The 26,552-nt window shown below is 65.3% G+C and carries 25 protein-coding genes; 17 read left to right on the plus strand and 8 right to left on the minus strand.

The annotated features are described in order from the left end of the window. Positions 1-6 precede the first annotated feature (6 nt). Positions 7-1,236: an NRAMP family divalent metal transporter gene (locus K8U54_RS13415; protein ID WP_249906329.1), complete on the minus strand. Its 1,230-nt coding sequence runs from the start codon at positions 1,234-1,236 to the stop codon at positions 7-9. Between the two features lie 282 nt (positions 1,237-1,518). On the opposite strand from K8U54_RS13415, the gene K8U54_RS13420 reads away from it, so the two are divergent. After that, positions 1,519-2,181, plus strand: coding sequence for a GntR family transcriptional regulator (locus tag K8U54_RS13420; protein WP_249906330.1), 663 nt, complete (start codon positions 1,519-1,521; stop codon positions 2,179-2,181). Here K8U54_RS13420 and K8U54_RS13425 read toward each other — a convergent pair. Continuing rightward, positions 2,160-2,501 (minus strand): pyocin activator PrtN family protein, encoded by a 342-nt coding sequence (locus K8U54_RS13425; protein ID WP_249906331.1) that lies wholly within the window; start codon positions 2,499-2,501, stop codon positions 2,160-2,162. The genes K8U54_RS13420 and K8U54_RS13425 overlap by 22 nt on opposite strands. 54 nt (positions 2,502-2,555) lie before the next feature. Beyond that, entirely contained in the window at positions 2,556-3,212 is a 657-nt protein-coding gene (locus K8U54_RS13430) for an XRE family transcriptional regulator (protein WP_249910445.1), read from the minus strand. A 165-nt stretch (positions 3,213-3,377) separates the two neighbouring features. Here K8U54_RS13430 and K8U54_RS13435 point away from each other — a divergent pair, with 165 nt between their 5' ends. From K8U54_RS13435 to K8U54_RS13455, 5 genes are all read left to right on the plus strand, one after another. Then, a complete protein-coding gene (locus K8U54_RS13435) occupies positions 3,378-3,737 on the plus strand; it encodes a hypothetical protein (RefSeq protein ID WP_249906332.1) in 360 nt (119 codons plus the stop codon). Between the two features lie 410 nt (positions 3,738-4,147). After that, positions 4,148-4,507, plus strand: a complete 360-nt coding sequence (locus K8U54_RS13440; RefSeq protein WP_249906333.1) for a putative holin — start codon at positions 4,148-4,150, stop codon at positions 4,505-4,507. A 117-nt stretch (positions 4,508-4,624) separates the two neighbouring features. Then, positions 4,625-5,761 carry a glycoside hydrolase family 5 protein gene (locus K8U54_RS13445; protein ID WP_249906334.1) on the plus strand — a complete coding sequence of 379 codons (1,137 nt, stop codon included), beginning with the start codon at positions 4,625-4,627 and terminating at the stop codon, positions 5,759-5,761. A gap of 57 nt (positions 5,762-5,818) precedes the next feature. After that, positions 5,819-6,358 carry a glycoside hydrolase family 24 protein gene (locus K8U54_RS13450; protein ID WP_249906335.1) on the plus strand — a complete coding sequence of 180 codons (540 nt, stop codon included), beginning with the start codon at positions 5,819-5,821 and terminating at the stop codon, positions 6,356-6,358. After that, positions 6,355-6,906 (plus strand): lysis protein, encoded by a 552-nt coding sequence (locus K8U54_RS13455; protein WP_249906336.1) that lies wholly within the window; start codon positions 6,355-6,357, stop codon positions 6,904-6,906. Before K8U54_RS13450 ends, K8U54_RS13455 begins: the two co-directional genes overlap by 4 nt. Positions 6,907-6,965: 59 nt before the next feature. Here the strand turns inward: K8U54_RS13455 and K8U54_RS13460 are convergent, their stop codons facing one another. After that, on the minus strand, positions 6,966-7,394 hold the full coding sequence (locus K8U54_RS13460) for an N-acetyltransferase (protein WP_249906337.1): 429 nt from the start codon (positions 7,392-7,394) through the stop codon (positions 6,966-6,968). Between the two features lie 31 nt (positions 7,395-7,425). Between K8U54_RS13460 and K8U54_RS13465 the strand changes: the two genes are divergently transcribed. The 4 genes from K8U54_RS13465 to trpC all read left to right on the plus strand — a co-directional run bounded on the left by K8U54_RS13465 (position 7,426) and on the right by trpC (position 10,805). After that, the gene (locus tag K8U54_RS13465) at positions 7,426-7,980 is read left to right on the plus strand and encodes an AAA family ATPase (protein ID WP_249906338.1); all 555 of its coding nucleotides are present in this window, start codon (positions 7,426-7,428) and stop codon (positions 7,978-7,980) included. A 352-nt stretch (positions 7,981-8,332) separates the two neighbouring features. Continuing rightward, positions 8,333-8,929 (plus strand): aminodeoxychorismate/anthranilate synthase component II, encoded by a 597-nt coding sequence (locus tag K8U54_RS13470; RefSeq protein ID WP_147177435.1) that lies wholly within the window; start codon positions 8,333-8,335, stop codon positions 8,927-8,929. Continuing rightward, a complete protein-coding gene (gene trpD / locus K8U54_RS13475; protein ID WP_249906339.1) occupies positions 8,926-9,972 on the plus strand; it encodes an anthranilate phosphoribosyltransferase in 1,047 nt (348 codons plus the stop codon). Before K8U54_RS13470 ends, trpD begins: the two co-directional genes overlap by 4 nt. Beyond that, positions 9,969-10,805, plus strand: a complete 837-nt coding sequence (gene trpC / locus K8U54_RS13480; protein WP_249906340.1) for an indole-3-glycerol phosphate synthase TrpC — start codon at positions 9,969-9,971, stop codon at positions 10,803-10,805. Before trpD ends, trpC begins: the two co-directional genes overlap by 4 nt. A gap of 46 nt (positions 10,806-10,851) precedes the next feature. Here the strand turns inward: trpC and nadC are convergent, their stop codons facing one another. Further along, the gene (gene nadC / locus K8U54_RS13485) at positions 10,852-11,700 is read right to left on the minus strand and encodes a carboxylating nicotinate-nucleotide diphosphorylase (RefSeq protein ID WP_249906341.1); all 849 of its coding nucleotides are present in this window, start codon (positions 11,698-11,700) and stop codon (positions 10,852-10,854) included. Positions 11,701-11,990: 290 nt separating this feature from the next. On the opposite strand from nadC, the gene K8U54_RS13490 reads away from it, so the two are divergent. From K8U54_RS13490 to ampE, 3 genes are all read left to right on the plus strand, one after another. After that, positions 11,991-14,288, plus strand: a complete 2,298-nt coding sequence (locus tag K8U54_RS13490) for a DUF1631 domain-containing protein (protein WP_249906342.1) — start codon at positions 11,991-11,993, stop codon at positions 14,286-14,288. Positions 14,289-14,435: 147 nt separating this feature from the next. Continuing rightward, complete coding sequence (gene ampD, locus K8U54_RS13495; protein WP_249906343.1) at positions 14,436-14,999, plus strand: 1,6-anhydro-N-acetylmuramyl-L-alanine amidase AmpD; 564 nt, start codon at positions 14,436-14,438, stop codon at positions 14,997-14,999. Further along, positions 14,996-15,832 (plus strand): regulatory signaling modulator protein AmpE, encoded by an 837-nt coding sequence (gene ampE, locus K8U54_RS13500; protein WP_249906344.1) that lies wholly within the window; start codon positions 14,996-14,998, stop codon positions 15,830-15,832. Before ampD ends, ampE begins: the two co-directional genes overlap by 4 nt. Positions 15,833-16,051: 219 nt before the next feature. On the opposite strand, the gene K8U54_RS13505 is transcribed toward ampE, so the two are convergent. Beyond that, entirely contained in the window at positions 16,052-16,834 is a 783-nt protein-coding gene (locus K8U54_RS13505) for a TatD family hydrolase (protein ID WP_249906345.1), read from the minus strand. 142 nt (positions 16,835-16,976) lie between these two features. Between K8U54_RS13505 and K8U54_RS13510 the strand changes: the two genes are divergently transcribed. Further along, positions 16,977-19,028, plus strand: a complete 2,052-nt coding sequence (locus K8U54_RS13510; protein WP_249906346.1) for an AsmA family protein — start codon at positions 16,977-16,979, stop codon at positions 19,026-19,028. Positions 19,029-19,084: 56 nt separating this feature from the next. Here the strand turns inward: K8U54_RS13510 and cra are convergent, their stop codons facing one another. Further along, positions 19,085-20,074 (minus strand): catabolite repressor/activator, encoded by a 990-nt coding sequence (cra, locus tag K8U54_RS13515; protein WP_249906347.1) that lies wholly within the window; start codon positions 20,072-20,074, stop codon positions 19,085-19,087. Positions 20,075-20,225: 151 nt separating this feature from the next. Between cra and ptsP the strand changes: the two genes are divergently transcribed. From ptsP to K8U54_RS13530, 3 genes are read left to right on the plus strand one after another with little or no spacing between them, the layout of a single operon-like run. Next, positions 20,226-23,099: a phosphoenolpyruvate--protein phosphotransferase gene (ptsP, locus tag K8U54_RS13520; protein WP_249906348.1), complete on the plus strand. Its 2,874-nt coding sequence runs from the start codon at positions 20,226-20,228 to the stop codon at positions 23,097-23,099. Beyond that, positions 23,099-24,034 carry a 1-phosphofructokinase gene (pfkB, locus tag K8U54_RS13525; RefSeq protein WP_249906349.1) on the plus strand — a complete coding sequence of 312 codons (936 nt, stop codon included), beginning with the start codon at positions 23,099-23,101 and terminating at the stop codon, positions 24,032-24,034. Before ptsP ends, pfkB begins: the two co-directional genes overlap by 1 nt. Before the next feature lie 16 nt (positions 24,035-24,050). After that, complete coding sequence (locus tag K8U54_RS13530) at positions 24,051-25,787, plus strand: PTS fructose-like transporter subunit IIB (RefSeq protein ID WP_249906350.1); 1,737 nt, start codon at positions 24,051-24,053, stop codon at positions 25,785-25,787. A 38-nt stretch (positions 25,788-25,825) separates the two neighbouring features. Here the strand turns inward: K8U54_RS13530 and crp are convergent, their stop codons facing one another. Next, the gene (gene crp / locus K8U54_RS13535) at positions 25,826-26,470 is read right to left on the minus strand and encodes a cAMP-activated global transcriptional regulator CRP (RefSeq protein WP_070886171.1); all 645 of its coding nucleotides are present in this window, start codon (positions 26,468-26,470) and stop codon (positions 25,826-25,828) included. Between the last annotated feature and the right edge of the window lie 82 nt (positions 26,471-26,552).

Consider the following 26,552-nt stretch of genomic DNA (forward strand, 5'->3'; position numbering starts at 1 on the left):
CTAGAGTCAGGCGATGAAGGCGAAGATCGGGCCGATGGATTTGGCGGCCATGTACCAGGTCAGCACGCAGGTGAGGGCACCGAGAGCCAGCAGCCAGCGTGGGTAGTGGTAGCCCTCCATGAGGTCGGCGCGGCGCCAGCCCACGTAGATGAAGATGGTCAGGCCGATCGGCAGGATCAGGCCGTTGAAGCCGCCGGCGAACAGCAGCAGGCCAGCGGGCGGGGTGCCGAGCATCAGGTAAACGCCCAGGGATATGGCGATGAACACCACGGTCGCCAGGTTGCGGCCGCGTTCGGTAATCGACTTGTTGAACACGGTGATGAACGACATCGAGGTGTAGGCCGCGCCGATCACGCTGGTGATGCCCGCTGCCCAGAGAATCAGGCCGAAGGCGCGCAGGCCGAGTTCACCCGCCGCGGCCTGGAACGCCTGGCCGGCAGGGTTGGCGCCCTGGCCGGAGGTGTCGATCACTACGCCGCTGGCGACTACGCCAAGAATCGCCAGGAACAGGATGTAACGCATCACCCCGGTGACCATGATGCCGCTCAGCGCCGCCTTGGAAACCTCGTCGATGTTCTCGACGCCGACCGTGCCGCGGTCCAGCAGGCGATGAGCGCCGGCGTAAGTGATGTAGCCGCCGACGGTGCCGCCGACGATGGTGGTGATGGTCGCGAAGTTGATCTCGTCCGGCCATACGGTCTGGCGCAGCGCTTCGCCCAGCGGTGGGTTGGAGGCGAAGGTCACGAACAGCGTGAGGCCGATCATCATCAGGCCCAGGACCACCATGATGCGATCTACCGCGATACCGGCGCGGTGCGACATGAAGATACCGATGGCCACCAGGGCGCTGAGTGCGCCGCCCCATTTGGTGTCCAGACCCATCAGCGCATTCAGGCCCAGGCCAGCACCGGCGATGTTGCCGACGTTGAACACCAGCCCGCCAAAGATCACCAGTACCGCCAGCAGGTAGCCGCTGCCGGGAATCGCCGCGTTGGCGATGTCCGATGCGCGCATGCGGGTCAGGGTGACGATGCGCCAGACGTTCAACTGCACCACGAAGTCGATCAGGATCGACGCCAGGATACCGAACGCGAAAGCCGCGCCCATGGTGGCCGTGAAGGTGGCGGTCTGGGTAATGAAACCAGGGCCGATGGCCGAGGTGGCCATCAGGAAGATGGCCGCGATCAGCGATGAGCGGCGTGAGCGGGCGAAGTCGCCGGTGGTCTGGGCCTGCATGGAACACTCCTGGGACGGGGTAACGGGTGCAGGTATGTAAGGCAATCAACATGCCATATGGCAGTGAAAGTGTTCGATCTGTTGATTCTAGACACTTTTATTGTTCAACAATCTAATTTGTATTGATGATCTAACTGCACTGTTTTGTTACTTCGATACCCAGCGGTGTTTCACCATGGTGCGCGTGGTGACAGCCTGGCCACTTGCCTCGAGCGTGCCGCTCGGTGACCATCGCTGCATTCGGCTCTGTGCAGAGCCCGGCCCTGGCCTGGTGGATCGATGATGAACAACGACGTATCTGACAACCCGCGCACCCTCGGCGAGACCGTGACCGCGGAAATTCGCCGCAAGCTGGTCGAGGGCGAACTGGCGCCGGGGCAGCGGCTGTCCGAGGCGGCGCTCAGCGAAAGCCTGGATATCTCGCGCAATACCCTGCGCGAAGCCTTTCGCGTGCTGACCCAGGAAGGCCTGCTCAAGCACGAACCCAACCGTGGTGTGTTCGTGTCGGTGCCGGACATGGCCTCGATCATCGAAATCTACCGGGCGCGGCGTTTCGTCGAATGCCAGGCGCTGGCCCAGGCCTATCCCAAGCACCCTGGGGTCAAGCGCATGCGCGAGGCGGTCAAGGCGGCGCAGCGCAGCGCCGGGGTGCCCGACTGGGGGGCGGTGGGTACGGCCAACATGGCGTTCCATGCTGCCATCGTCGAGCTGGCCGACAGCCAGCGCCTGAATACCTTCTACCGGCACCTGTCCGCTGAGCTGCGCCTGGTATTCGGCTTGCTCAACGACGCCGAATTCCTGCATGCGCCCTACATCGACATGAACGCGGCGATTCTCGAGCACCTCGAAGCCGGCCGCCCGCACGACGCCGCCAAGGCGCTGGACGCCTACCTGGTGCAGTCCGAGCGCACCATCCTGGCCGCTTACGCGCGACGCGGCTCCTGAGCCCGCTCCACTTGGTAGTTGCCTGGAGTTTCGGCGCACAGGCTGCCTTCGCCACTGGCATCGGCAGCTTTGGCGCAGCTGTCGATATAGGCGGCCAGGTGGTGCAGCTCGATGAACTTGGGCGCCTTGGCGCTGCTGTCCAGCGTGGTGATCGGCAAGTTAAGACGCCCGGTGGCGATGGCGCGGATGAAGTTGTCGGCGCTCAGGTGGCGGAAATACACCGTGCGCACGCGGTCGATAGGCACCAGCACATCGCCGTGGGTGCGGAATAGGAGCTCCAGCGTCTGGAGCGGCAGGTGCGGCTCAGGCTGAGTGTTCATGATTGGGCTCGGTATGGGGTCAGGTCTCGCAGTCTGGGTTCATTTGGCGCGTGATCATTCTTCGGTGAAGCGCGACGATTTGAGGATGCCGCCGACCAGGTGAATCTTGGTGACGTTGTCCTGGTGGATATGAATGGGCGGGTGGTTCTGGTTGACGCTGTCGAAGCGGTACATGCCGTCGCGCAGGTAGATGTATTCCTTGATCATCGCCTGGCCGTCCAGGGTACGGACCATCACCTCGTCGCCGGCGTGAAACGGCTTGTTCGGTTCGATCAGCACGTATTCGCCGTTCTTGATCCGCGGGTGCATGCTGTCGCCGTTCACCCGCAGCCCGTAGGCATTGGGGTCGTCGCTGTGAATGCGCAGATAGCCGTCGCCATGCCCGACGGGAAAGTCGATTTCCTCGAAGTAACCCTGGGTGCCCAGTTGCGCATGCCCCACCACTGGCACCGCACCGCCGCGGGCGTGGCCGACGGACAGGGTGTCGGCAGGTGGTGCTTCCGGCAGATCATCGGTGCCGGCCAGCTCGGCGAGGCTGACGCCCAATGCGGGGGCGAGCAGCAGCAAGTCCGAAAGAGCAGGTTCGCGCAGGTCGCTTTCGTAGTTGCCGATGCGCGATTGGGATGACCAACCGCAGGCCTCGGCCAGTTGCTGCTGGCTGAGGCCCTTGCTCTTGCGCAGGCGTTTGATGCGTTGCCCCAGGGTTTCCATCATGGCTCTCCGGTAATCACGTAGTGAAATATTTATAGCGCAGTTCTCGACTTGAATAAAACACGTTTCGTGATTATTTTTGAAATGGCGATAACCGGTAAGGCGCGTGGCGCGACTTGCCGACAGGTCATATCAAACGCCATCGGGGATGGCAGGAGGCAGGCAATGATTTCCTATATAGACGAGGCACTACAGCGTTGGGGCGAGGCGCAGCAGGCCGGCGAAACGGAGCGAGGCTCGAACATGGGCACCAGCGTGATCGCGTCATTGATGGCATCACAAGGTGTGCTTAATCGCGCTGCCCGTGGCAGCCGTGTGCTGGTGGACAGGACGACGGAGATCGACTGGATCGTCAGCAAGCACCTGTCCCCGGAGCAGCGGCAGGTCATCATCGCGCAGTATTGCAGCGACGAGCCCCAGCGCGAGAAATGGACGGCCTGCGGGTGCAGTCGGGCGCAGTTCTATCGACGGCTGGGGCAGGCCCGCCGGGCCATCGAATCACAACTCCTGAAGCGCGCTGCCTGAGCGCGCTTTTCATTTCTGCCGGCGGCGATTCTCGTCAATGGCTTGTTTCCTTCCCTGATAACACCGGGTTCCTGGATCGTCTTCCGGGCACTTCTATGGGCGTGTATCTGCGGTACTGCGCAGCCTGAAGCGGCTACGTGTCCGTTGTTTTCCCGGTGCGTTGCCGCTGATTACCGGGGTGCCCTTGAGAGGGTGAGAATCGGGGGTTATACATTCATCACCGTCACAGAGGTGGGCGAGCAGTCAGCCAGCCTCGTGACTTCATCCATTGATACCGAATGCGCTCAACGGCGCGCTGCAACAACCGACCTTCCTTTAACAGAGCCCCGCCACCTGCGGGGCTCTGTCGTTTCAGGGGGCGGCATAACCTCATGTCGTCGGGGCCATCGGCCTCGGGGAGTACGATAACAATGACTGAACTCAGCAGCGCCGTGCTGTTCGGCGTGCTCGGCGAGCATCTCGCCGCGCTGATCGCTCCAATCAATGGCGAGGCTGCACTCGGCGCCTTGTGCGGGGCCCTGGTGTATTTCACCACTACGCAGAACCTGCCCATGTGGAATCGGCTGGCGTTCTTTCTGACGTCGGCGGTGATGGGGTACCTCTGTGCCCCGGCCATCACCGACTTCCAGTTTCACGGCATCCACCCCTTCGCCTATCCGGGGCCTGCCGGTTTCGCCGGTGCCGGCCTGGTGGTGACGCTGATGCTGGCCGCCATTCGCCGCCGCGGCGGCAGCCTGAACGACAAGCCGCCAGGCGACCGGGATGTATGACCCGACGCGGCGCCTGACAACAACCGCTAACTGAACCCGTATGACGGCGCACTCCGCGCCGCCGTACTCACCCTGGCCCGCCGCTGCGCGGGCTTTTTCATGTCTGGAGGAAACACCATGGCTATCAAGACCTTTGACCAAATGGCCGCTGCCGGCGAATTCCCGCTGATCGGTTTCAACGCCGCGGGGCTCGGCAACAACCCCTACGTCGACGCCATCGCCACGGCGCGGCTGGACACCCACTACTTCACCGTTGCGCCGCGCGGCCATCAGCCGGACTACATCAAGTCCTACGCCGGCAGCCTGGGCGGCAAGCCCTTCGCCGTGCGCTTGCCGTTCGCCGGCGAGCGCATCGCCATCCTCGATGGTGCTGGCGGTTTCACGCTGCGGCAGAGCTACGTGGAGGAGATTCGCCGCGCCATCCGCCACATCCACAGCTGGGGCGGCTTCTCGCTGCTCGACATGCACAACTATTGCCGTTGGTACGTGCGCGCCAACGGGCCGGTCAGTGGCCGGGTGGTGCAGGCGTGGAACGGCGGCTTCGCCCTGTGGACGGCCATCGGCGCGCCGGATTGCCCGGTCAACTACCCGTTGCTGGCACGCATCTGGGCGGCCATCGCCCGTGAACTGCGCGACGAGCCCGGGCTGTTCGGCTACGGCCTGATGAACGAGCCGCACAACATGGGCAGCGTGCCCGATGGCGGCGTCAACGTCGAAACCCTGTGGAGCAACAACGTGCAGCGCCTGATCACCGCCGTGCGTGAGGTCGACCCGCGGCATTTCATCACCGTGGCCGGCAATGCGTTCGCCTCGGCCCTGTATTGGCCGCGCAGCTCCGACATGCTCAAGAATCTGCAGGATCCTGGGGGCCGTCTGCTCTACGAGGCGCACCAATACCCGGACAAGGACGGGCAGGGTGGCGGCAAGTGGAACCAGGCCGCCGATTCGATCACCTATCGCGACCGGGTGGCCGACTGGTACCCCTTCATCGACTGGCTCAAGGCCAATGGCAAGCGTGGCATCGCCGGTGAGTTCGGCGGGCCGGATCACGTGCCGGGCATGCGCACCTACTTCACCGAGTTGCACAAGTATTTCGATGCCAACCACATCCTGCGTTTCCAGTGGCTGGCCGGCCCCGGCGATGACGACGACAACCCGAACGGCATGGACCGCGACGACGGCACGCTGAAACCCAACACGCGTTCGCTGATGGCCCGCATCGGCAACACCACCACGGCCTACGGGCCCCGCTGAGCCACCCCAATGACCCGCTTCGGCGGGTCATTCCTTTCATGTGCTTGGAGAATTCCCATGGCCCGACTTACTGCCACCCAGGCGGGTGGCCACAACGTACTCGCCTTTCTCGACATGCTCGCCTGGAGCGAAGGCACCTCCACCGTCGCCAACAGCGACGACGGCTACAACGTGCTGGTGGGCGGCAGCCTGTTCGACGACTACAGCGCTCATCCGCGCCAGCTGGTCGAACTGCCGCGCCACGACATCCAGTCCACGGCGGCTGGCCGCTACCAGTTCCTGGCCCGTACCTGGGACGCCATCGTCGAGCTCTACAACTTTCGTGGCCGCTTCACGCCAGAGGCCCAGGACCTGGCCGCCGTGAAGCTGCTCGAAGAATGCGGTGCCCTCGCGCCCATTCAGGCCGGCCAGGTGGCCGAAGCGATCAGGGCGGCAGCGCCTATCTGGGCCAGCCTGCCGGGCGCCGGCTACGGCCAGCGCGAGCATGATCTTGGCGCGCTGCTGCGCATCTACCGCCAGGAGCTGGCAGCCCAGGCGCGCGATCAGGATGACCTGCTCGCCATGTTCATCGCCTGCGGCGGACAGGTGGCGGCATGAGCCTGCTCGCGCTGATTCCGGCCCGCTATCGCTGGCTGGCCGGCGGCAGCCTGGTCCTGACGCTAGTGCTCGGCGCCGCCAGCTTCGGTTGGGTGGTGCAGGGCTGGCGCCTGGGCCAGGCGCTGGCCGAACGTGACCAGGCCCATGCCGCCACCCTGGCTCGCCTGCATCACGCGGCCGCCCGTGAAACCCGCCGCGCCCAGGACAAGCGCCTGGCGCTCGAGCAGCGCTTGCAGGCGTCTTCCCAAACCCAATACAGGAGACTTGGCGATGCTGAACAAAAGGCTGCGCGCCTGCGCGATCGTCTTGCCACTGCTGAGCTACGGCTGTCAGTCCTTACCGCCGAGCCCGGAGCTGACAGCGCCGGTCATGACGTCCAACTGCCCACCGCCGCCCGTACCGGACGCCTGGTGGATGGCACCGGACGTGCCGACATTGACCGAAGAGTTGCTCAACGACTTGTCGCCATCACCCAGCGCGGTGACCGCGCCATAGTTGCCCTGGGTATGTGTCAGGACTATGTGCGAACCATCGGTGAAACGCTCTAGCGCAGGGCATGCAGCGTTGACAGTGGCAACCCTGTGGCGGAGAGTGCCCGCTCTCCGGCTCATTCACGTCGCCAGCGCATCACCTGCTCCGGGTGTCCGGTGTGCGGGTCGTTCTGCTCGGCCACCGCGGCAAAGCCGCAGGCCTGGTAGAAGGCGCACGCCTGGGCGTTGGCGCTGTACACGCTGAGTTCCAGCAGATCGCGCCGGCGCTTGGCCTCGTCGAGCAGTCGCTTGCCCAGGCCACGCCCCTGGGCGCATGGGGCGACGAACAGGGCGGCCAGGCGGTGCTCGTGCAATGACGCGAAGCCTTGGATCTGGCCGGCTTCCTCGAGCACCAGGGTCTCGGCCTGAGGCAGGTAGATCTCGCCCATGGCGCAGAGTTGGGCACGCCAGAACGACTCGTCGATAAAGGCATGGGCCTGGATCGAGGCGCTTAGCCAGATATCGAGCACGGCGTTGGCGTCATTGGCGTGATAGGGGCGAATCATGATGAATTCCTTTCGTGAAGGATGTTGATCCATGGCGGTACGGTTACATGTATTCGGCGCTTCCGGTGCCGGTACAACCACCTTGGCGGCGGCATTGGCTGAGCGCTGCGGTTGGCTGCACCTGGACACCGATAACTTCTACTGGCTGCCCAGCGAGCCACCTTATCGTTTCAAGCGCGAACCGCAACAGCGGGTGGAGCAGATCCGCGCGTGCGCGGCGCAGTCGAGTGATTGGATACTCAGCGGTTCGCTGTGCAGTTGGGGCGAGGCGCTGGCACCGCTGTTCACCCACGCCGTGTTCCTGCAACTGGACGACACCGAGCGCATGCAACGGTTGCGTGCCCGCGAACGGCAGCGCTATGGCGAAAGGGTGCAGCCGGGCGGGGATATGCACGCGCAGAGCCAGGCCTTTCTCGAGTGGGCCGCAGGCTACCAGCACGGCGATCTGCAGACCCGCAGCCTGCGCATGCACGAGGCATGGATTGCGCAGCAACTGCGCTGTCCGCTGCTGCGCCTGGACAGCAGCTGCGAGCCCCCCGAGCGTCTGGCCGAGAATGTGCTCGCCTGGCTGGCCGAGCAGCAGTGAGGTCGGCCGATAACGCTGGGTGGTTCAACTGCCTTGGAGCGCTGGTCTCCTGCCTGTCCGAAGCGCTGTGCCAGTTGCACGCCAAGGCTCTGCTGGGCTACTGTGCCGCTAGATAAACGCGAGACCTCCTTCGTGAACGCCAGCAGCACCCTTTTGATGCGCCTCATCAAAGCCCACGCCCGTTGGCGTTGGCGCGCCTGATCTTTTCTCCGGCCCAGCCGGACGATTCTCTCTGCTCCACTCGAACCCTCAACAGACATTCTCCAGGCCATAGGTGGCGTGTAAGGGAATAGGGGATCTCGAAACTGGAGTGACTGGCTAAAAAGCAGTTCATCAAAGGGTTATAGCCAACATGCTGCTGATGATCGACAACTACGATTCCTTTACCTACAACGTGGTGCAGTACCTGGGCGAGCTGGGTGCCGACGTCCACGTCATTCGCAATGACGAGCTGACCATCGCCGAGATCGAGGCGCTCAAGCCCGAGCGCATCGTCGTCTCGCCCGGCCCGTGCACGCCGACCGAAGCGGGCGTGTCCATCGAAGCCATCCTGCATTTTGCCGGCAAGCTGCCGATCCTCGGCGTCTGCCTGGGCCACCAAAGCATCGGCCAGGCCTATGGTGGCGACGTGGTTCGCGCTCGCCAGGTGATGCACGGCAAGACCAGCCCGGTGTTCCATGAGAACAAAGGCGTGTTCGCCGGCCTGGCGATGCCGGTGACCGTGACCCGTTACCACTCGCTGGTGGTCAAGCGCGAGACCCTGCCGGACTGCCTCGAGATTACCGCCTGGACGCAACATGAAGACGGCGCCGTCGACGAGATCATGGGCCTGCGCCACAAGACCCTGAACGTCGAGGGCGTGCAGTTCCACCCCGAATCGATCCTGACCGAGCAGGGCCACGAACTGTTCGCCAACTTCCTCAAGCAGACCGGAGGCGTGCGCCCATGAACATCAAGGAAGCCCTCAACCGCATCGTCGCCCAGCTCGACCTGAGCACCGAGGAAATGCGCGATGTCATGCGCGAGATCATGACCGGCCAGTGCACCGACGCGCAGATCGGCGCGTTCCTGATGGGCATGCGCATGAAGAGCGAGACCATCGACGAGATCGTCGGCGCCGCCAGCGTGATGCGCGAGCTGGCCTCGCCGGTGGAGATCGCCGCCGAGCGCCTGGTCGACACCTGCGGCACCGGTGGCGACGGCATGAATATCTTCAACGTCTCCACCGCCGCAGCCTTCGTCGTCGCGGCGGCTGGGGGCAAGGTGGCCAAGCACGGCAACCGTGCGGTGTCGGGCAAGAGCGGCAGCGCCGACCTGCTCGAAGCCGCCGGCATCTATCTGGGGCTCACCCCGGTACAGGTGGCGCGCTGCGTCGAGACCGTCGGCGTCGGCTTCATGTTCGCACCGTCCCACCATGGCGCCATGAAGCACGCCATCGGCCCGCGTCGCGAGCTGGGTTTGCGCACGCTGTTCAATATGCTTGGCCCCATGACCAACCCGGCCGGTGCCAAACACCAGGTGGTCGGCGTGTTCAGCCAGGCATTGTGCCGGCCGATGGCCGAGGTGCTGCAGCGCCTGGGCAGCGAACACGTGCTGGTGGTGCATGCCCAGGATGGTCTCGATGAAGTCAGCCTGGCGGCGCCGACCTTCGTTGCCGAGTTGAAGAATGGCGTGGTCAGCGAGTACCGCATCCAGCCAGAGGATTTCGGCATCAAGAGCCAGAGCCTGATCGGCCTGACCGTCGAGGGCGCCGGGCAATCCCTGGAGCTGATTCGCGATGCCCTGGGCCGTCGCCGGAGCGAGGCCGGCCAGAAGGCCGCCGAGATCATCGTGCTCAATGCCGGCGCGGCGCTCTATGCGGCCGACCACGCCGACAGCCTGCGTGACGGCATGAGCCTGGCCCACGACGCCCTGCACACCGGCCTGGCCCGGGAAAAGATGGAAGAACTGGTGTCCTTTACCGCGGTATTCAAACAGGAGAATGAAGGGTGAGCATTCCCACCGTTCTGGAAAACATCCTTGCCCGCAAGGCCGAGGAAGTAGCCGCCCGCCGTGCCGTGGTCAGCCTAGCCGAGGTCGAGCGCGAAGCCCGTGCTGCCGACCCGGTGCGTGGTTTCGCCAGCGCGCTGATCGAGCAGGCCAAGAGCAGGCAGCCGGCGGTGATCGCCGAGATCAAGAAGGCGTCACCGAGCAAGGGCGTGCTGCGCGAGAACTTCGTGCCGGCGGACATCGCTCGCAGTTATGAAGAGGGCGGTGCCACCTGCCTGTCGATCCTTACCGACATCGATTTCTTCCAGGGTGCCGACCGCTATCTGCAGCAAGCCCGCAGCGCCTGCTCGCTGCCGGTGATCCGCAAGGATTTCATGATCGACCCCTACCAGATCGTCGAGGCCCGGGCGCTGGGCGCCGACTGCGTGCTGCTGATCGTCTCGGCGTTGTCCGACGCGCAGATGGCCGAGCTGGCTGCGACCGCCAAGGCATTCGATCTCGACGTGCTGGTGGAGGTGCACGACGGCGACGAGCTCGAGCGTGCACTCAATGTGCTCGATACGCCGCTGGTGGGGGTCAACAACCGCAACCTGCATACCTTCGAAGTCAGCCTGGAAACCACCCTCGACCTGCTGCCGCGCATTCCCCGCGACCGCCTGGTGGTCACCGAGAGTGGCATCCTCAATCGCGCGGATGTGGAGCTGATGGAAATCAGCGAGGTGTATGCCTTCCTGGTTGGCGAAGCTTTCATGCGCGCCGAGAACCCCGGCTCCGAGCTGGAGCGCCTGTTCTTTCCCGAACGCAAGCGGCTGCTCGGCAGCCCGGATGTGGACTGAGAAGAAACGGCGCCCTCGAGGCGCCGTTTTTCATTCGCTGTGATCGTTACAGCGACAGGCGCATGGACAGATCCACCGCCTTGACGTCCTTGGTCAGGGTGCCGATGGAGATGTAGTCCACGCCGGTCTCGGCGATGCTGCGCAGGGTGCTGTCGTTGATCCCGCCCGAAGCTTCCAGCTTGGCGCGGCCTGCGGTGAGGGCCACCGCGCGGCGCATGTCGTCCAGCGACAATTCGTCGAGCATGACGATATCGGCACCGGCAACGAGGGCCTGCTGCAATTCGTCCAGGCTTTCCACCTCCACCTCGACCGGCTTGCCTGGCGCGATGGTCCGTGCGCTCGCCACCGCCGCCGCGATCCCGCCGCAGGCCGCGATATGGTTCTCCTTGATAAGGAAGGCGTCGAACAAGCCGATGCGGTGGTTGTGGCAGCCGCCCTGGGTGACCGCGTACTTCTGCGCCAGGCGCAGGCCGGGCAGGGTCTTGCGGGTGTCGAGCAGCTTCACCGCGGTGCCTTGAACCTGATCGGCGTAGTGCTGGCAACGCGTGGCCACAGCCGACAGCGTCTGCAGGAAATTCAATGCCGTGCGCTCACCACTGAGCAGCGCGCGTGCCGGCCCTTCGAGGTGCAAGAGCGCCTGGTTGGGTTCGGCCCGCTGCCCATCCTGTACCTGCCAGTGCACGGCGACCCGGGCATCGAGTTGGCGAAACACCTCGTCGACCCAGGCTGTGCCGCAGATCACCGCGCTGTCACGGGTGATCACGGTAGCATTGGCCAGGCGCGACTCGGGAATCAGCTGGGCGGTGATGTCCCCACTGCCAATGTCTTCGCGCAGGCTGCGGCGGACATTGGCCTCGATTTCGGCACGAAGCTCGGCGAGCAGTAAGTTCGGCATGGCGCCTCCGATTGGCTGAGGCGGCGAGTATAAGGGGCTGCGACTGCCACTGTTACGTTCATCGGGTAAAAATGAACCCTGACTGTAACGATCGGTCACATGCGCAGCTCGCCGGTAGCCCGACGGGTGGGCTGTGATGCATTTCATATCTGCAGGAAATTGCTTTGGCATCTCCTGTAGCAATCCGATATGTTTTAATACAGAACTGTTGACGTCATACTCTTGACGTTACGCGGTGCTCGCATTCCTGTTTCAGTTTGCTTCGCCAGCGCTCTGCGCAGGAGATCCTGATGAAGACCGATGCCAACGTGGTGCATCTGAACAAGATGGTTCCTGAAACGGCCCACCCGGCGGCCGCCAGGCTGCCTGCATCGCTCATTCAGGTTCGCGACCGTGCTGCCACCCAGCTCAAGCAGGCGCTGCAGGCATTGTTCGACAATGCCGACGACACCCTGTTCGACATGGCGGATCGCGCCACCAGCAATGCCGAGCAAAACGCCTTCTTCGAAGCCATGCGCGACCTGCGCCTCAAGCGCAAGGGCATCGAGCGTGGTTTCCTGCAGCGGGTCTTCGAGTCGTTCGCCAACCTGAACCAGCATGTGGTCGGCAAGGCGCCGAGCCTGGACGCAGTGTCCTTCGACAGCCTGTCGCTGGTGCAGAACGACGAGCTGGAAGAGACCGTCGCGCTGGACTCGATGATCGCCAAGGTACTGAGCCGCGACCACGTGGCACTCACTCACCTGACCACGCGGCTGAATGCCATTGTCAGCAAGAAGCTCGACGACAAGTCCAATCCCCTCGGCCCGGTCTCGCTCAGCGAGCTGTTCCTCGAGTCCTGCAGTGGCCTGGGTGTGGAAATCAAGGTCAAGCTGATCATCCTCAAGCTGTTCGAGAAGTACGTGCTCAGCGGCCTCGACCAGTTGTACAGCGACGCCAATGGCGTGCTGATCGAAGCCGGCGTATTGCCGGAGCTGAAGGCCGTACCAACCCGTCGCGCATCCGCCCACGGCCGCCCCGAGCGCAGTGACTCGGTGGATGGTTTCGAGCGCTCCGCCGGATTCGCCGACGACGAGGTGCGCGAGGTGTTCGGTGCGCTGCAGGAGCTGCTGTCGCAAACCCGTGACGGCGCTGCGCCGCGGCGTCAGGCGCCGGCCAATGCGATGCCGATTTCCACCAACGACCTGATGCGTCTGCTCTCCCATCTGCAGCAGCGTGCGCCGATCCAGGCGCCCATGGATGTCGACCTGCGCGCCCAGCTCGAGCACCTGCTGACCCGCGCCAGCGCCAAGAGCGGCCGTGTGCGGGTGGTGGGCGAGGTCGATGAAGACGTCATCAACCTGGTGTCGATGCTGTTCGAGTTCATCCTCGACGACCGCAGCCTGCCGGATTCCCTGAAGGCACTGATCGCCCGCCTGCAGATCCCCATGCTCAAGGTCGCGGTGCTCGACAAGACCTTCTTCAGCCGCGGCAGCCACCCGGCGCGGCGCCTGCTCAACGAGATCGCCACCGCCGCGCTTGGCTGGGGTGACCACGACAGCAATCAGCGCGACAGCCTGTATCAGAAGATCGAGCAAGTGGTTGGGCGTCTGCTCAACGATTTCACCGATGATCCGACGATCTTCTCCGAGTTGCTGGCCGATTTCCTGGCCTTCACCGGCGACGAGCGCCGCCGCAGCGAGTTGCTCGAACAGCGCACCCGCGACGCCGAAGAGGGCAGTGCACGCGCCGAGATGGCGCGCCGCGAAGTGGAGCAGGCGCTGAACGATCGGCTGCTCGGCAAGACCCTGCCCGAGGTGGTGGTGCGTCTGCTGCGCGAGGCCTGGAGCAAGGTCATGATGCTGACCTGCCTCAAGCACGGTACCGACTCCGAGCAGTGGCAGAGCACCCTCGCCACCATGGACGAGCTGATCTGGAGCGTGGAACCCCACGACAATCCGGAAGCGCGCCTGCGCCTGCTGGAGCTGGTGCCCGGCCTGCTCAAGGCGCTGCGCGAAGGCATGGCCAGCGCGGCGTTCGATCCGTTCTCCACCAGTGAATTCTTCAGCCAGCTCGAAGCCCTTCACGTACAGGCCTTCCAGCGCTTCAAGCGCGCCATCCCCGACGTCGAGCGCGCTGCGCCGACCGAGTCCGATGAAGTGCAGCGCTCGGCGCTGTCTGCCGTGGGTATCGAGCTGCCGTTGCTCGACCTGCAGCCGGAAGAGGAAAGCGGCATATCGGCGATGGTCGAGATCGTCGAGGAGATCGTGCTCGAAGCGCCGGGTCAGCCGCGCAGCGAGCCGCAGGACGAGCCGGTACTGGCCGACGACGATGAATCGCTGCTGCACGTCGATAGCTTGCGGGTCGGCAGCTGGGTCGAGTTCCAGGAAGACGACGAGCACAAGCTGCGCTGCAAGCTGGCGGCGATCATCAAGCCGACCGGCAAGTACATCTTCGTCAACCGTACCGGCATGAAGGTGCTCGAGAAGACCCGCATGGGCCTGGCGGTGGAGTTCCGCCGCAACGCGGTGCGGCTGCTCGACGATGCGCTGCTGTTCGACCGAGCCCTGGAATCGGTGATCGGCAACCTGCGCCGCCTCAAGGGCGCCTGAACCGCGCTGCCCGTTTGACCCATTCCTTTCTCACGGCCCGCCAGGGCCGTGAGTCGTTGTGGCCGCTGCAAACTGCCGTGCGCCATGCCATGGCTTGCATCCAACGCTGATCAGCCCCTAGAGTGTGCGCTCGTTCGAGGAGCACCTATGCGCAAGCAACTCGAAGACGGCTGGTATCAGGGGATTCAGCACTGTCCTTCGCCCAACTTCAACGAGCGTCCGCAGGGCGAGATTTCCCTGCTGGTCATTCACAACATCAGCCTGCCGCCGGGTCAGTTCGGCACCGGTCAGGTGCAGGCGTTCTTCACCAACCGGCTGCAGGCCGACGCGCACCCCTACTTCGCGGGGATCGCCAGCATGACGGTGTCCGCACACTTTCTGATCGAGCGCGACGGTACCCTGGTGCAGTTCGTGTCCTGCCTGGATAGGGCCTGGCACGCCGGTGTGTCCTGCTTCGAGGGGCGCGACAACTGCAACGATTTTTCCCTGGGCATCGAGCTCGAAGGCACGGATCATCTACCGTTCACGGACGCGCAGTACGCTGCCCTGACGCAGTTGACGCAAGCGCTGCAGGCGGCCTATCCGGCCATTACCCTGGCGCGCATCTGTGGGCACAGCGATATCGCCCCGGGCCGCAAGACCGACCCCGGGCCGGCATTCGACTGGGCGCGGCTGCGCTCGTCACTGATGACTGATAAGGAGGCATCATGAGTTTCCTGGTGTTGCTGTTGGTGCTGTGGGTGGAGAAGTTCTCCGCCTGGCGTCAGCGTATCCAGCAGGATGAACCCTGGCTGCGTGCCCTGGCGCGGATGGAGCGCGGTGGTACCACCAGCGATTCGCCCTGGCTGGCCATCGCGCTGCTGGTGGGTGTGCCGCTGCTGATTCTGGCTGCGCTGCTGAAGGTGCTGGCGCCCCTGGCGTACGGCTGGCTGCTGTTGCCGATCCATCTGCTGGTGGTGATCTACAGCCTGGGCCGTGGCGATCTGCTGGCTGCGCTCGGGCCGTTTCGCGACAGCTGGCGGCGCGGCGATGGCGAAGCGGCCTACCTGGTCGCCCAGCGCGACCTGGGCGTGCAGGCCGACAGTGAAGCGACGCTGCTACCGAACGTGCAGACCTACCTGGTCTGGCAGGCCTACCAGAGCTTTTTCGCGGTGATCTTCTGGTATGTGCTGCTCGGCCCGCTTGCCGCGCTGGCCTATCGCTTGCTGGCGCTGATCGTCGAGAACGGTCAGTCCGAGGCGCTGCGCGAGCGCGCCGGCCAGCTACGGCATGCGTTCGACTGGTTGCCGGTGCGGGTGTTGGCCGCCAGCTTCGCGCTGGTCGGCAATTTCATCGCAGTCAGCCGCGCGCTGTTGCACGAAGTGCTGAGCTGGGACATCTCGGCCGCGCAACTGGCCGTCGGTGCGGCGCGTGCCGCCGCCGAAACGCCGGAACCCGTGCTCGGCGAGGCGGGCGTGACGACGCTGGATGGCCTGTGGCAGTTGCTGGTGCGCGCGGCCATTCTCTGGTACGCCGCTATCGCACTGTGGACGTTGTTCTTCTAAGAACCTGCTCACGATCTGCTGCGCGTCGGCGCGCCTGCGTTGAAAACAAGCTGGATTGCCAGCCCCGTCGGAAAGCCGCTTGCGGCTAACGCGCTTTAGCGCGGCCCGAAGGGCGAGCGAAGCGAGTAATGCTCATTTACTACTCGTGTGCGAGCCCAGTCCTTTTGCGGGGGCGCCTAGCCCTTGTATCGCTCTAGCTCGCGAGGTCGTGAACAGATTCTAATTCCGCCAGCCGAACAGCGCTGCTGCATTGCGGCTGCTGGCGGCGGCCAGCACCTCTGGCTCCACCGCGAACAGTGTGGCCAGCTCGCGGCAGATCGCCGGCAGGTGAACCGGGCTGTTGCGAATGTGGGGATGCATCGCCGGCGCCATGTCCGGTGAGTCGGTTTCCAGCACCACGGCGTCGAGCGGCAGACGCGGCACCACCAGGCGCAGGCGCTTGGCCTGGGGCCAGGTGGCTGCGCCGCCAAGGCCCAGCCTGAAGCCCAGCTTGAGGTATTCCCGGGCCTCCTCGTAGCTGCCGGCGAAGGCATGAATGATGCCGGCGCGCTGCAGCTTGAAGCGCTTGAGGGTGGCGATCACCTGGGCATGGGCGCGCCGCACGTGCAGCAGCACGGGCAATTCGAGGCGCTGGGCAAGCTCCAGCTGCGCCTCGAAGAGCACCTGCTGGCGCTGGCGATCCAGCTCAGGCAGGTAGTAGTCCAACCCGAATTCGCCCACCGCACACAACTTCTCATGACCCTGCAGCTCCTCCAGCCATTGTTCCAGCGCCTGCAGGTGGGATGGCCGATGGCTGTCCAGGTACACCGGATGCAGGCCTAAGGCGGCGTACAGTCCCTCGTGCGCCAGCACCTGATCCCACACGCGCTGCCAGTTGCCGTGCTCGACGCCCAGTATTACCAGCTTTTCGACGCCCAGGGCGCGAGCATCGGCGAGCACCTTGGGGCGATCCTCGTCGAAGTCGGGGAAGTCGAGGTGGGTGTGGGTGTCGATCAGCTGCATGGGGCCCGCCCGGAGTCGAGGTTGTATGAACGGCAGGCGTGTACACCTGCGTGACAACATTCTGTGAGTCATTCCCGGCAATGGCCAGTCGAACGATCAGGGACGGCGGTTGTGGGGATCGCTGATAAAAAGGGGCCGCCGCATGACGCGTCTTCGCAAGATACTCGGCTGGTGCCTTGCCAGTCTTCTGCTGCTCATCGCAGCCCTGATGCTGTTTCTGGTGCTCTTCGATTGGAACCTGCTCAAGCCGACGATCAATGCGCGGGTTTCCGAAGCGCTCGATCGGCCCTTCGCGATCGAGGGCAATCTGGCCGTCACCTGGCAGCGCGAGCCCGACGAGCCCGGCCTGCGTGCCTGGGTGCCCTGGCCCCGGGTCTCCGCCGAGCAGCTTAGCCTGGGCAATCCCGAGTGGGCCAAGGGCGAGCATTTCGTTTACCTGGAGCGTGTCGAGGCCAGCCTGTCGCCCGTGCCGCTGCTGTGGAAGACCGTGTCCATCCCGCGCATCCATCTGACCGGCGCCGACGCCGTGCTGGAGCGCTTGGCCGACGGGCGGGCCAACTGGACCTTCGATCTTGGCAAGCAAGAGCAGGCGGAAGAGGAACCGGCCTCGCCCTGGGTGATGGACATCGGCACTATCGGCTTCGACAAGGCCCGGGTCAGTGTCGACGATCAGGTTTCCCAGGCCAGCGTGAACCTGCAGGTCGAGCCGCTTGGTGAGCCCATCGCCTTTGCCGAGATCGTCGGCACGTCCGCCAGCCAGTCGGATGAGCGGGCCACCCAGCCCCAGGATTACGCCTTTGCCTGGCAGGCCAAGGGGCGTTACAAGGCGCAGGCGCTCAGCGGCAGCGGTCGTATCGGCGGCCTGCTGGCATTGCAGGACGCCCGTTTGCCATTTCCGGTACAGGCCGATGTACGCGCCGGCACCACCCGGGTACAGGTGGCCGGCACCCTGACCGACCCGAAGAATCTGGGTGCCCTGGATCTGCGCCTGCGTCTGTCGGGTGCCAGTCTCGGCAACCTGTATCCACTGACTGGTGTAACGCTGCCCGATACCCCGGCCTATGCCACCGACGGACGATTGATCGCCCAGCTGCAGGACCCGGACGGCCCGCTGTTTCGCTACGAGAAATTCAACGGGCGTATCGGTGACAGCGACATCCATGGTGACCTCACCTTCGTGGCCCGCAAGCCGCGTCCCAAACTCTCCGGAACTCTGGTGTCCAACCAGCTGCGCTTCGCCGACCTGGCGCCGTTGATCGGCGCCGACTCCAACGCCGAGAAGAAGCAGCGCGGCGCGACCAGCGTCCAGCCGGCCGACAAGGCGCTGCCAGTCGAGGAATTTCGCACCGAACGCTGGCGTGACATGGATGCCGACGTCAGCTTCACGGGCAAGCGCATCGTGCACAGCGAGCAACTGCCCTTCACCGACCTGTTCACCCATGTGGTGCTCAATGACGGCAAGCTCAGCCTGGAGCCGCTACGTTTCGGGGTGGCGGGTGGCCGGCTGGATTCCACCCTGCGTCTGGACGGCAGCGCCACGCCGCTCAGGGCTCAGGCCCAGCTGCGCGCGCGCAATTTCCGCCTGCGCCAGCTGTTCCCCAACGTCGAGGTGATGCAGAGCAGCCTCGGCGCATTGAACGGCGATGCCGCCATCAGCGGTACCGGTAACTCGGTGGCGACCCTGCTGGGCGGTGCCAACGGGCACGTCAAACTGCTGATCAACGACGGTCGGGTCAGCCGTAACCTGATGGAGATTGCCGGCCTCAACGTCGGTAACTACCTGGTCGGCCGGCTGTTCGGTGACAACGAGGTGGAAATCAACTGCGCCGCCGCCAACCTGGACATCAAGCAGGGCGTCATGCGCCCGCAACTGATGGTGATCGACACCGAGAATGCACTGATCGGCGTGGACGGCACGGTGAATTTCGGCAATGAGCGGCTCGACCTGACCATTACCCCTGAATCGAAGGGGCTGCGGATCTTCTCGCTGCGCTCGCCGCTGTACGTACGCGGCACCTTCAAGAACCCCAATCCCGGCGTGAAGGCCGGCCCGCTGGCGCTGCGGGGTGCCGGCATGCTGGCGCTGGGCGCGCTGGTGGCACCAGCTGCCGGCCTGGTGGCACTGGTGGCGCCCAGTGGCGACCAGCCCAACGAGTGCGAACCGCTGCTGCAGCAGATTCGCCAGGGGCGCTAGGGGCTGGGGAGTGTCTACGTGCAGAGGCGCTTGGTGTCGAGCTACGGCAACAGACCCTAGGCCTTGAAGCGAATCTTCAAGCCCCGCTCGATGGCATCCAGGCCCGGGTGGTAACTGCCGTCCAGGGCATCGAGCAGCCGGTCGAACACCCGCTCGGCGATGCGCTCGTGCTGCTGGGAGATGGCGTTCACGCGCAGGGGCAGGAAGTCGAGCAGTTGCGCATCGCCAAAGGTGCCGAGGCGCAGATTGCGGGTGTCCAGCTCGGGGTGTTCGTACAGGGCATCGAGCACGCCTTCCAGCAATACGTAGGCGGTGGTTACCAATACGTCCGGCAAGCCATCGCTGGCCAGCAGCTGCTTCATTTGCCGGTAACCCCAGTGGCGACTGAACTGCTCGGCGTGGCTGACGTTGATCAGACCTCCGAAGCCGGCCAAAGCGTCCCGAAAACCCTGCTCGCGGGCCTGGCTGATCGGCAGTTCCAGGCGTGCGCCGATCAGCGCCGCATGCCGCTGGCCCGTCTGCACCAGACTACGGGTCAGTTGTTCGCCGGCCTGGCGGTCATCACTGACCACCGAATACAGGTAATCGGGATCCAGGGCGCGGTCGACGGCGACAACCGGGGTGCCGGCGGCGACCAACTGGCGGTAGTCGGCGGCGTCCTGGGGCAGGCAACTGGCGACGATCAGCGCGTCGCAGCGGCGCGAGCGGAACAGTTCGAGCAGTTGCCGTTCGCTGTCCGGCTGATCGTCGGAGCTGGCGATCAGCAGTTGGTAGCCCGACGCCCGGGCGCGCTGCTCGAGCAACTTGGCGAGGCGCGCATAGCTGGGGTTCTCCAGGTCCGGCAGGATGAACCCCAGGCAACGGCTTTCCCCACGGCGCAGGCCGGCGGCCTGGGTGTTGGGGCGGTAGTCGTGCTTCTCCACGATTTCCAGCACGCGCTGCACGGTGGCTGCGCTGATACGCCGCCTGGCCGCCTGGCCATTGATCACGTAACTGGCCGTGGTCACTGAAACGCCGGCCAGGCGGGCAATATCGGTCAATTTCAACTGGCTGTCTCCTCTGCCGGGCCTTCAAGGATTACCCATTATCAGGTAACGTGCCAGTGCTAGATGAAACGATTCAGCAAACGAGTCGACTAAGCTAACAAGAATGTCCGCCAAGCCCGCCTGCAGCCGGTCTTGCTTGAGGAGAAACGTCATGCTCGAACTACACCCTTCGCAAATCCAGATGGGCCGCCAGGCCGTCGACAAGCAGCAGGCGCTGGCCCAGCTTGCCGACAATCTGGTCACCGACGGGCTGGTGGCCGCCGGTTATCTGGATGGCATGCAGGCGCGTGAGCGTCAGGGGTCGACCTATCTGGGGCAGGGCATCGCCATCCCCCATGGCACGCCGGAAACCCGCGACCAGGTGTTCGAGACCGGCATGCGGCTGATCCAGTTTCCCGAGGGCGTGGACTGGGGCGACGGCCAGCGGGTGTACCTGGCCATCGCCATTGCCGCGCGCTCCGACGAGCACCTGCATCTGCTGCAACTGCTCACCCGCGCGCTGGGCGAGGGCGACCTGAGCCAGGCACTGCGCGAGGCGCCGAATGCCGAGGCGATTCTCGCGCTGCTGCAGGGGGCTGCGCCGGAGCTGGCGCTGGATGCGCAACTGGTGAACCTGGGCGTTGCGGCCGAGGACCTCGACGAGCTGACCTGGCAGGGCGCGCGCCTGCTGAAGAAGGCTGGCTGCGCGGCAGCCGGGTATGCGGCCAGCTTGGTGCAGGCCGAGCCGTTGCCACTGGGCAATGGGCTGTGGTGGCTGAGCAGTGAGCAGGGCGTCGAGCGCCCGGGCCTGGCCTTCGTCACTCCGGCGCAGCCGCTTCTGAATGGCGACCAGTCGGTGGCCGGCCTGTTCTGCCTGGCCTGCCTGGGCGAGGGGCACCGCCAGGTGCTCGAGCGCCTGTGTGACCTGCTGATCGCCGGGCAGGGCGATGTACTGACCCAGGCCACCAGCAGCCGCGGTGTGCTCGAGGCGCTGGGCGCCGAGTTGCCGGCCGATTGGCCGAGCCTGCGCATTACCCTGGCCAATGCCCATGGTTTGCATGCCCGGCCCGCCAAGACGCTCAGCGAAATTGCCCAAGGCTTCGAAGGGGAAATCCGCGTGCGACTGGCCGAAGGCGCCGCGGCAACGGTGTCGGCCAAGAGCCTGAGCAAGTTGCTGGCCCTTGGCGCGCGGCGTGGTCAGGTATTGGAATTCAGCGCCGATCCGGCCATCGCCGAGCAGGCGCTGCCAGCCATCGAGGCGGCAGTGCGGGCCGGCCTGGGCGAAGACGTCGAGCCGCTGCCGGAGCACGCCGAGAACACCGCCGAGCCGGCCCCCGAGACGCCGATCACCGACACTGTGGTCGCCCCGGTTGCCGGCTCGCGTGTGCACGCGGTGGCGGCCTCGCCCGGTATCGCCAGTGGCCCGGCGTTGGTGCGGCGCATGCCGAAACTCGACTACCCCGAGCGTGGAGAGGGCGTGGCCGCCGAGCGCCAGCGCCTGGACGCCGCCCTGCAGCACATCGATGGCGAAATCCAGCGTTTGGTCGAGCGCAGCGAAGAGGCCAGCATCCGAGAAATTTTCGTCACTCACCAGGCGATGCTCCGCGACCCGGCGCTGCGCGAGGATGTCGAGGCGCGCCTGGCCAGCGGAGCCAGCGCCCAGGCCGCGTGGATCGGCGAGATCGAAGCGGCCGCGGTGCAACAGGAATCCCTGCACGACGCCCTGTTGGCCGAGCGTGCGGCGGACCTGCGTGACGTCGGTCGGCGGGTGCTGGCGCAGCTGTGCGGCGTCGAGGCGCCGCAGGAGCCGGTCGAACCCTACATTCTGGTGATGGGCGAGGTCGGCCCGTCGGATGTCGCCAGCCTGGATCGCCAGCGCGTGGCCGGCATCGTCACCGCCCGGGGCGGGGCGACCGCCCACAGTGCGATCATCGCCCGGGCGTTGGGCATTCCCTGCGTAGTGGGTGCCGGTGAAAGTCTGCTGCTGCTGGAGCAGGGCTGCCACCTGCTGCTCGACGGTGACCGCGGCCAGCTGTGGGTGCAGCCGGACCAGGCCACCCTGGCCCAGGCCGAGCGCGAGCGGCAGGCCAGCGAGCAGCGTCGCCAGCGTGCCCATGGCGAACGCCTGCAGCCAGCGCATACCCGCGATGGTCACGCTGTCGAGGTGGCCGTGAATATCGGCGCCAGTGGCGAAGCGGCCGGTGCGGTCGAGCTGGGCGCCGAAGCGGTGGGCCTGCTGCGTACCGAACTGGTGTTCATGAACCATGGCCAGGCGCCCGATGTGGCCACCCAGGAAGCCGAGTACCGCCGAGTGTTCGATGCCCTGCAGGGCCGGCCGCTGGTGGTGCGCACGCTGGATGTCGGGGGCGACAAGCCACTGCCTTACTGGCCGATGCCCGAAGAGGAAAATCCCTTCCTCGGGGTGCGCGGCATCCGCCTGACCCTGCAGCGCCCGGACATCATGGAAACCCAGCTGCGCGCCCTGCTGCAGGCCGCCGAAGGGCGAGCGCTGCGCATCATGTTCCCGATGGTCGGGCAGGTCGAGGAATGGCGTGCCGCACGGGAGATGGTCGAGAAGCTGCGCGGCGAGATTCCCCTGAGCGACCTGCAGCTGGGCATCATGATCGAGGTGCCATCCGCCGCGTTGCTCGCACCGGTGCTGGCCCGCGAAGTGGACTTCTTCAGCATCGGCACCAACGACCTGACGCAGTACACCCTGGCCATCGACCGTGGCCACCCGACGCTTTCCGCTCAGGCCGATGGCGTGCACCCCTCGGTGCTACGGCTGATCGGCATGACGGTCGAGGCCGCCCATGCCGAGGGCAAGTGGGTCGGCGTATGCGGCGAGCTGGCCGCCGACATGCTCGCCGTGCCGCTGCTGGTTGGCTTGGGCGTCGATGAGCTGAGCGTGGCCGCGCGCAGTATCCCGCTGGTCAAGGCGCGGGTGCGCGAACTGGATTTCGAGCATTGCCAGGCCCAGGCCCGCCAGGCGCTGCTGCTGCCCAGCGCGACGGCGGTGCGGGCTTTGGTCGAGGAGGCGCACTGATGGCGCGGATTCTTACCCTGACCCTCAACCCGGCGCTGGACCTGACCGTCAGCCTCGATACCCTGCAGCCCGGCAACGTCAACCGCAGCCTGGGCATGACCAGCCATGCGGCGGGCAAGGGGCTCAACGTGGCGCAGGTACTGGCCGATCTCGGTCACAAGGTCACGGTCAGTGGCTTTCTTGGCCAGGCCAATGCGGCGCCGTTCGAGCAACTGATTCACCGCCGGGGTTTCAGCGATGCCTTCGTGCGCGTGCCGGGTGAGACGCGCAGTAACATCAAGCTCGCCGAGCGCGACGGCCGCATCACCGACCTCAACGGACCGGGCCCCGAGGTGGACGAGGCCCACCAGGCGCAACTGCTCGCTCGGCTGGAAGAGATCGCCGCGGGTCACGATGCGGTGGTGGTGGCCGGCAGCCTGCCGCGCGGGGTGACGGCCGAATGGTTCGCCGCCCTGCTGCGCCGTCTGGCGACGTCTGGCCTGCCGGTGGCGCTGGATACCAGTGGCGCGGCGCTGCGGGCCGGGCTGACGGTAAGCCCCTGGCTGATCAAGCCCAACGAAGAGGAGCTGGCCGAAGCCTGCGAGCTGGAACCCGCCTCTGCCGAGCAGTTGGACGCCGCCATCGGCATGCTGCGCGCGGCCGGTGTCGAGCATGTGCTGCTCTCGCGCGGCTCGCAAGGTGCCGATTGGTTCGGCCCCCATGGCGTGCTCAATGCCCGGCCACCTCGAGTGGAGGTGGCCAGCACCGTGGGCGCCGGCGATTCGCTGCTCGCTGCCACGCTGCACGGCCTGCTCAGTGATTGGCCCGCCGAGCGCACGCTGCGCCTGGCAACGGCGGTCGCCGCCCAGGCGGTCACGCAAATCGGTTTCGGAATTCACGATCGGCAACAGCTCGCCCGCCTGGAAGCGGCGGTGACTGTCACGTCGAAACAATAATTAGAGGTCGCTGCAAATGAATGTGCTGATCGTTACTGCCTGCCCCAACGGGCAGGTCACCAGCGTGCTGTGTTCCCGCCTGCTGCAGGCAGCGGCCGAACGCCTCGGCTGGTCCACCCAGGTCGAAGTGCACGATGCCAAGGCCATCGGCTCACCCTTGAGCGCAGCGGCCATCGAGGCCGCGGAGCTGGTGCTGGTGGTCAAGACCGGCGAGCTGGATCTGCAGCGCTTCGTGGGCAAGCGCGTGGTGCAGTCGACGCCTTCCGAGGCACTGGCCGACCCGCAACAGTTTCTGCGCAGTGCTGCCGAACGGGCACAGGTACTCGAGCAGGCGGCGCCGGTCGCTGCCGCGGCTTCGGGCAAGCCGAAGCTGGTGGCGATCACCGCCTGCCCCACCGGTGTAGCGCACACCTTCATGGCGGCCGAAGCGCTGCAACAGGCAGCCGAGCAACTGGGCTACGACTTGCAGGTCGAGACCCGCGGTTCCGTCGGCGCGCGCAACCTGCTCGACGAGGCGAGCATCGCGGCGGCCGATGTAGTGCTGCTGGCCACCGATATCGAAGTGGAAACCGACCGCTTCGCCGGTAAGAAGGTCTATCGGTGCGGTACGGGCATCGCCCTCAAGCAACCTAAGCAGACACTGCAGAAGGCGCTGGCCGAAGCTGTACTGCAGCAAGGCGGCGCACAGGCGCAGAGCGCCGAGAGCGGCAAGTCCGCCACCAGGAGCGGCCCCTACAAGCATCTGTTGACCGGGGTCTCCTTCATGCTGCCGATGGTGGTGGCGGGTGGATTGCTGATCGCCCTGTCGTTCGTGTTCGGCATCGAGGCCTTCAAGCAGGAAGGTACCCTTCCGGCAGCGTTGATGAAGATCGGTGGCGATGCCGCGTTCGCGCTGATGATCCCGGTGCTGGCAGGCTATATCGCCTACTCGATCGCCGACCGCCCCGGGCTTGCGCCCGGCATGATCGGCGGCATGTTGGCCAGTGCCCTGGGCACCGGTTTTCTGGGCGGCATCATCGCCGGCTTCCTGGCCGGTTACCTGGCCATGGGCCTGAACCGCTGGTTGCGCCTGCCGCAGAGCATCGAGGCGCTCAAGCCGATTCTGCTGATCCCGCTGCTGGCCAGCCTGGTAACCGGCCTGGCGATGATCTACGTGGTGGGGACCCCGGTTGCCGGCATCATGGCGTCGCTGGAGACCTTCCTGCAGAACATGGGCACCACCAACGCCATCCTGCTCGGGCTGCTGCTCGGCGGCATGATGTGCGTGGACCTCGGCGGGCCGATCAACAAGGCCGCCTATGCGTTCTCGGTTGGCCTGCTGGCCTCGCAGAGCTATGCGCCGATGGCCGCCACCATGGCTGCGGGCATGGTGCCGCCGATCGGCATGGCCATCGCCACCCTGCTGGCACGGCGCAAGTTCAGCCAGACCGAGCGCGAGGCCGGCAAGGCTGCCGGGGTGCTGGGGCTGTGTTTCATCTCGGAGGGTGCGATTCCCTTCGCCGCCAAGGATCCACTGCGGGTCATTCCGGCCAGCATCGCCGGCGGTGCACTGACCGGCGCGCTGTCGATGTACTTCGGCTGCAAGCTGATGGCGCCGCATGGCGGCTTGTTCGTGCTGCTGATCCCCAACGCCATCAACCATGCGCTGCTGTATCTGCTGGCCATCGTGGCGGGCAGCCTGGTGACCGGCGTGGTCTACGCGCTGATCAAGCGCCCGGAAGTCGAAACCCTGGCGGTCGCGGCCAAGGCCTGAAAGAACAAGGGGGGCATCGATCGATGCCCCCCTTGCGTTCAGCGAGTGCCGAACACCACCATGGTCTTGCCCTTCACGTACACCAGGCCCTGTTCTTCCAGGGACTTGAGGACACGACCGACCATCTCCCGCGAGCAGCCGACGATACGACCGATTTCCTGACGGGTGATCTTGATCTGCATGCCGTCCGGGTGGGTCATCGCATCGGGCTGCTTGCACAGGTCGAGCAGGGTGCGCGCCACGCGCCCGGTCACGTCGAGAAACGCCAGGTCGCCAACCTTGCGGGTGGTGTTGCGCAGGCGCTCGGCCATCTGCGAGCCCAGGGCGAACATGATGTCCGGGTCCTGCTGGGTCAGTTCGCGGAACTTGGTGTAGCTCAGCTCGGCCACTTCACATTCGGTTTTCGCACGCACCCAGGCGCTGCGCTCCTTCTCGGCGCCTTCCTTGCAGAACAGGCCCATCTCGCCGAAGAAATCACCCGGGTTGAGGTACGCGATGATCATCTCGCGGCCATCGTCGTCTTCGATCAGGATGGTGACCGAGCCCTTGACGATGAAGTACAGGGTTTCGCTGCGATCACCGGCGTAGATGATGGTGCTCTTGGCCGTATAGCGACGACGGTGGCAATGGGCCAGGAGCTTGTCGAAGTTCTTGACCTTTGGCGTGAGAGTAATAGCGACCATGCCTGGAATTCCAAATGGGTGAAGATGGGCCTGTGACAGGCGTGATTAGGTGACGCTGTCCAGTTCCGGTACGACCTGCGGC

It is taken from the genome of Pseudomonas fulva (genome assembly GCF_023517795.1).
Lineage (GTDB): Bacteria > Pseudomonadota > Gammaproteobacteria > Pseudomonadales > Pseudomonadaceae > Aquipseudomonas > Aquipseudomonas fulva_D.

Bases quoted from the DNA above. Each gene is read 5' to 3' on its own strand.
- K8U54_RS13415 (WP_249906329.1), bottom strand. From the start codon at position 1,236: ATGCAGGCCCAGACCACCGGCGACTTCGCCCGCTCACGCCGCTCATCG.
- K8U54_RS13455 (WP_249906336.1), top strand. From the start codon at position 6,355: ATGAGCCTGCTCGCGCTGATTCCGGCCCGCTATCGCTGGCTGGCCGGC.
- K8U54_RS13460 (WP_249906337.1), bottom strand. From the start codon at position 7,394: ATGATTCGCCCCTATCACGCCAATGACGCCAACGCCGTGCTCGATATC.
- K8U54_RS13430 (WP_249910445.1), bottom strand. From the start codon at position 3,212: ATGGAAACCCTGGGGCAACGCATCAAACGCCTGCGCAAGAGCAAGGGC.
- K8U54_RS13470 (WP_147177435.1), top strand. From the start codon at position 8,333: ATGCTGCTGATGATCGACAACTACGATTCCTTTACCTACAACGTGGTG.
- crp (WP_070886171.1), bottom strand. From the start codon at position 26,470: ATGGTCGCTATTACTCTCACGCCAAAGGTCAAGAACTTCGACAAGCTC.
- K8U54_RS13450 (WP_249906335.1), top strand. From the start codon at position 5,819: ATGGCCCGACTTACTGCCACCCAGGCGGGTGGCCACAACGTACTCGCC.
- K8U54_RS13530 (WP_249906350.1), top strand. From the start codon at position 24,051: ATGAATGTGCTGATCGTTACTGCCTGCCCCAACGGGCAGGTCACCAGC.
- trpD (WP_249906339.1), top strand. From the start codon at position 8,926: ATGAACATCAAGGAAGCCCTCAACCGCATCGTCGCCCAGCTCGACCTG.
- K8U54_RS13465 (WP_249906338.1), top strand. From the start codon at position 7,426: ATGGCGGTACGGTTACATGTATTCGGCGCTTCCGGTGCCGGTACAACC.
- K8U54_RS13420 (WP_249906330.1), top strand. From the start codon at position 1,519: ATGAACAACGACGTATCTGACAACCCGCGCACCCTCGGCGAGACCGTG.
- K8U54_RS13435 (WP_249906332.1), top strand. From the start codon at position 3,378: ATGATTTCCTATATAGACGAGGCACTACAGCGTTGGGGCGAGGCGCAG.
- ampD (WP_249906343.1), top strand. From the start codon at position 14,436: ATGCGCAAGCAACTCGAAGACGGCTGGTATCAGGGGATTCAGCACTGT.
- pfkB (WP_249906349.1), top strand. From the start codon at position 23,099: ATGGCGCGGATTCTTACCCTGACCCTCAACCCGGCGCTGGACCTGACC.
- K8U54_RS13440 (WP_249906333.1), top strand. From the start codon at position 4,148: ATGACTGAACTCAGCAGCGCCGTGCTGTTCGGCGTGCTCGGCGAGCAT.
- ampE (WP_249906344.1), top strand. From the start codon at position 14,996: ATGAGTTTCCTGGTGTTGCTGTTGGTGCTGTGGGTGGAGAAGTTCTCC.
- nadC (WP_249906341.1), bottom strand. From the start codon at position 11,700: ATGCCGAACTTACTGCTCGCCGAGCTTCGTGCCGAAATCGAGGCCAAT.
- K8U54_RS13445 (WP_249906334.1), top strand. From the start codon at position 4,625: ATGGCTATCAAGACCTTTGACCAAATGGCCGCTGCCGGCGAATTCCCG.
- K8U54_RS13510 (WP_249906346.1), top strand. From the start codon at position 16,977: ATGACGCGTCTTCGCAAGATACTCGGCTGGTGCCTTGCCAGTCTTCTG.
- K8U54_RS13505 (WP_249906345.1), bottom strand. From the start codon at position 16,834: ATGCAGCTGATCGACACCCACACCCACCTCGACTTCCCCGACTTCGAC.
- K8U54_RS13425 (WP_249906331.1), bottom strand. From the start codon at position 2,501: ATGAACACTCAGCCTGAGCCGCACCTGCCGCTCCAGACGCTGGAGCTC.
- K8U54_RS13490 (WP_249906342.1), top strand. From the start codon at position 11,991: ATGAAGACCGATGCCAACGTGGTGCATCTGAACAAGATGGTTCCTGAA.
- ptsP (WP_249906348.1), top strand. From the start codon at position 20,226: ATGCTCGAACTACACCCTTCGCAAATCCAGATGGGCCGCCAGGCCGTC.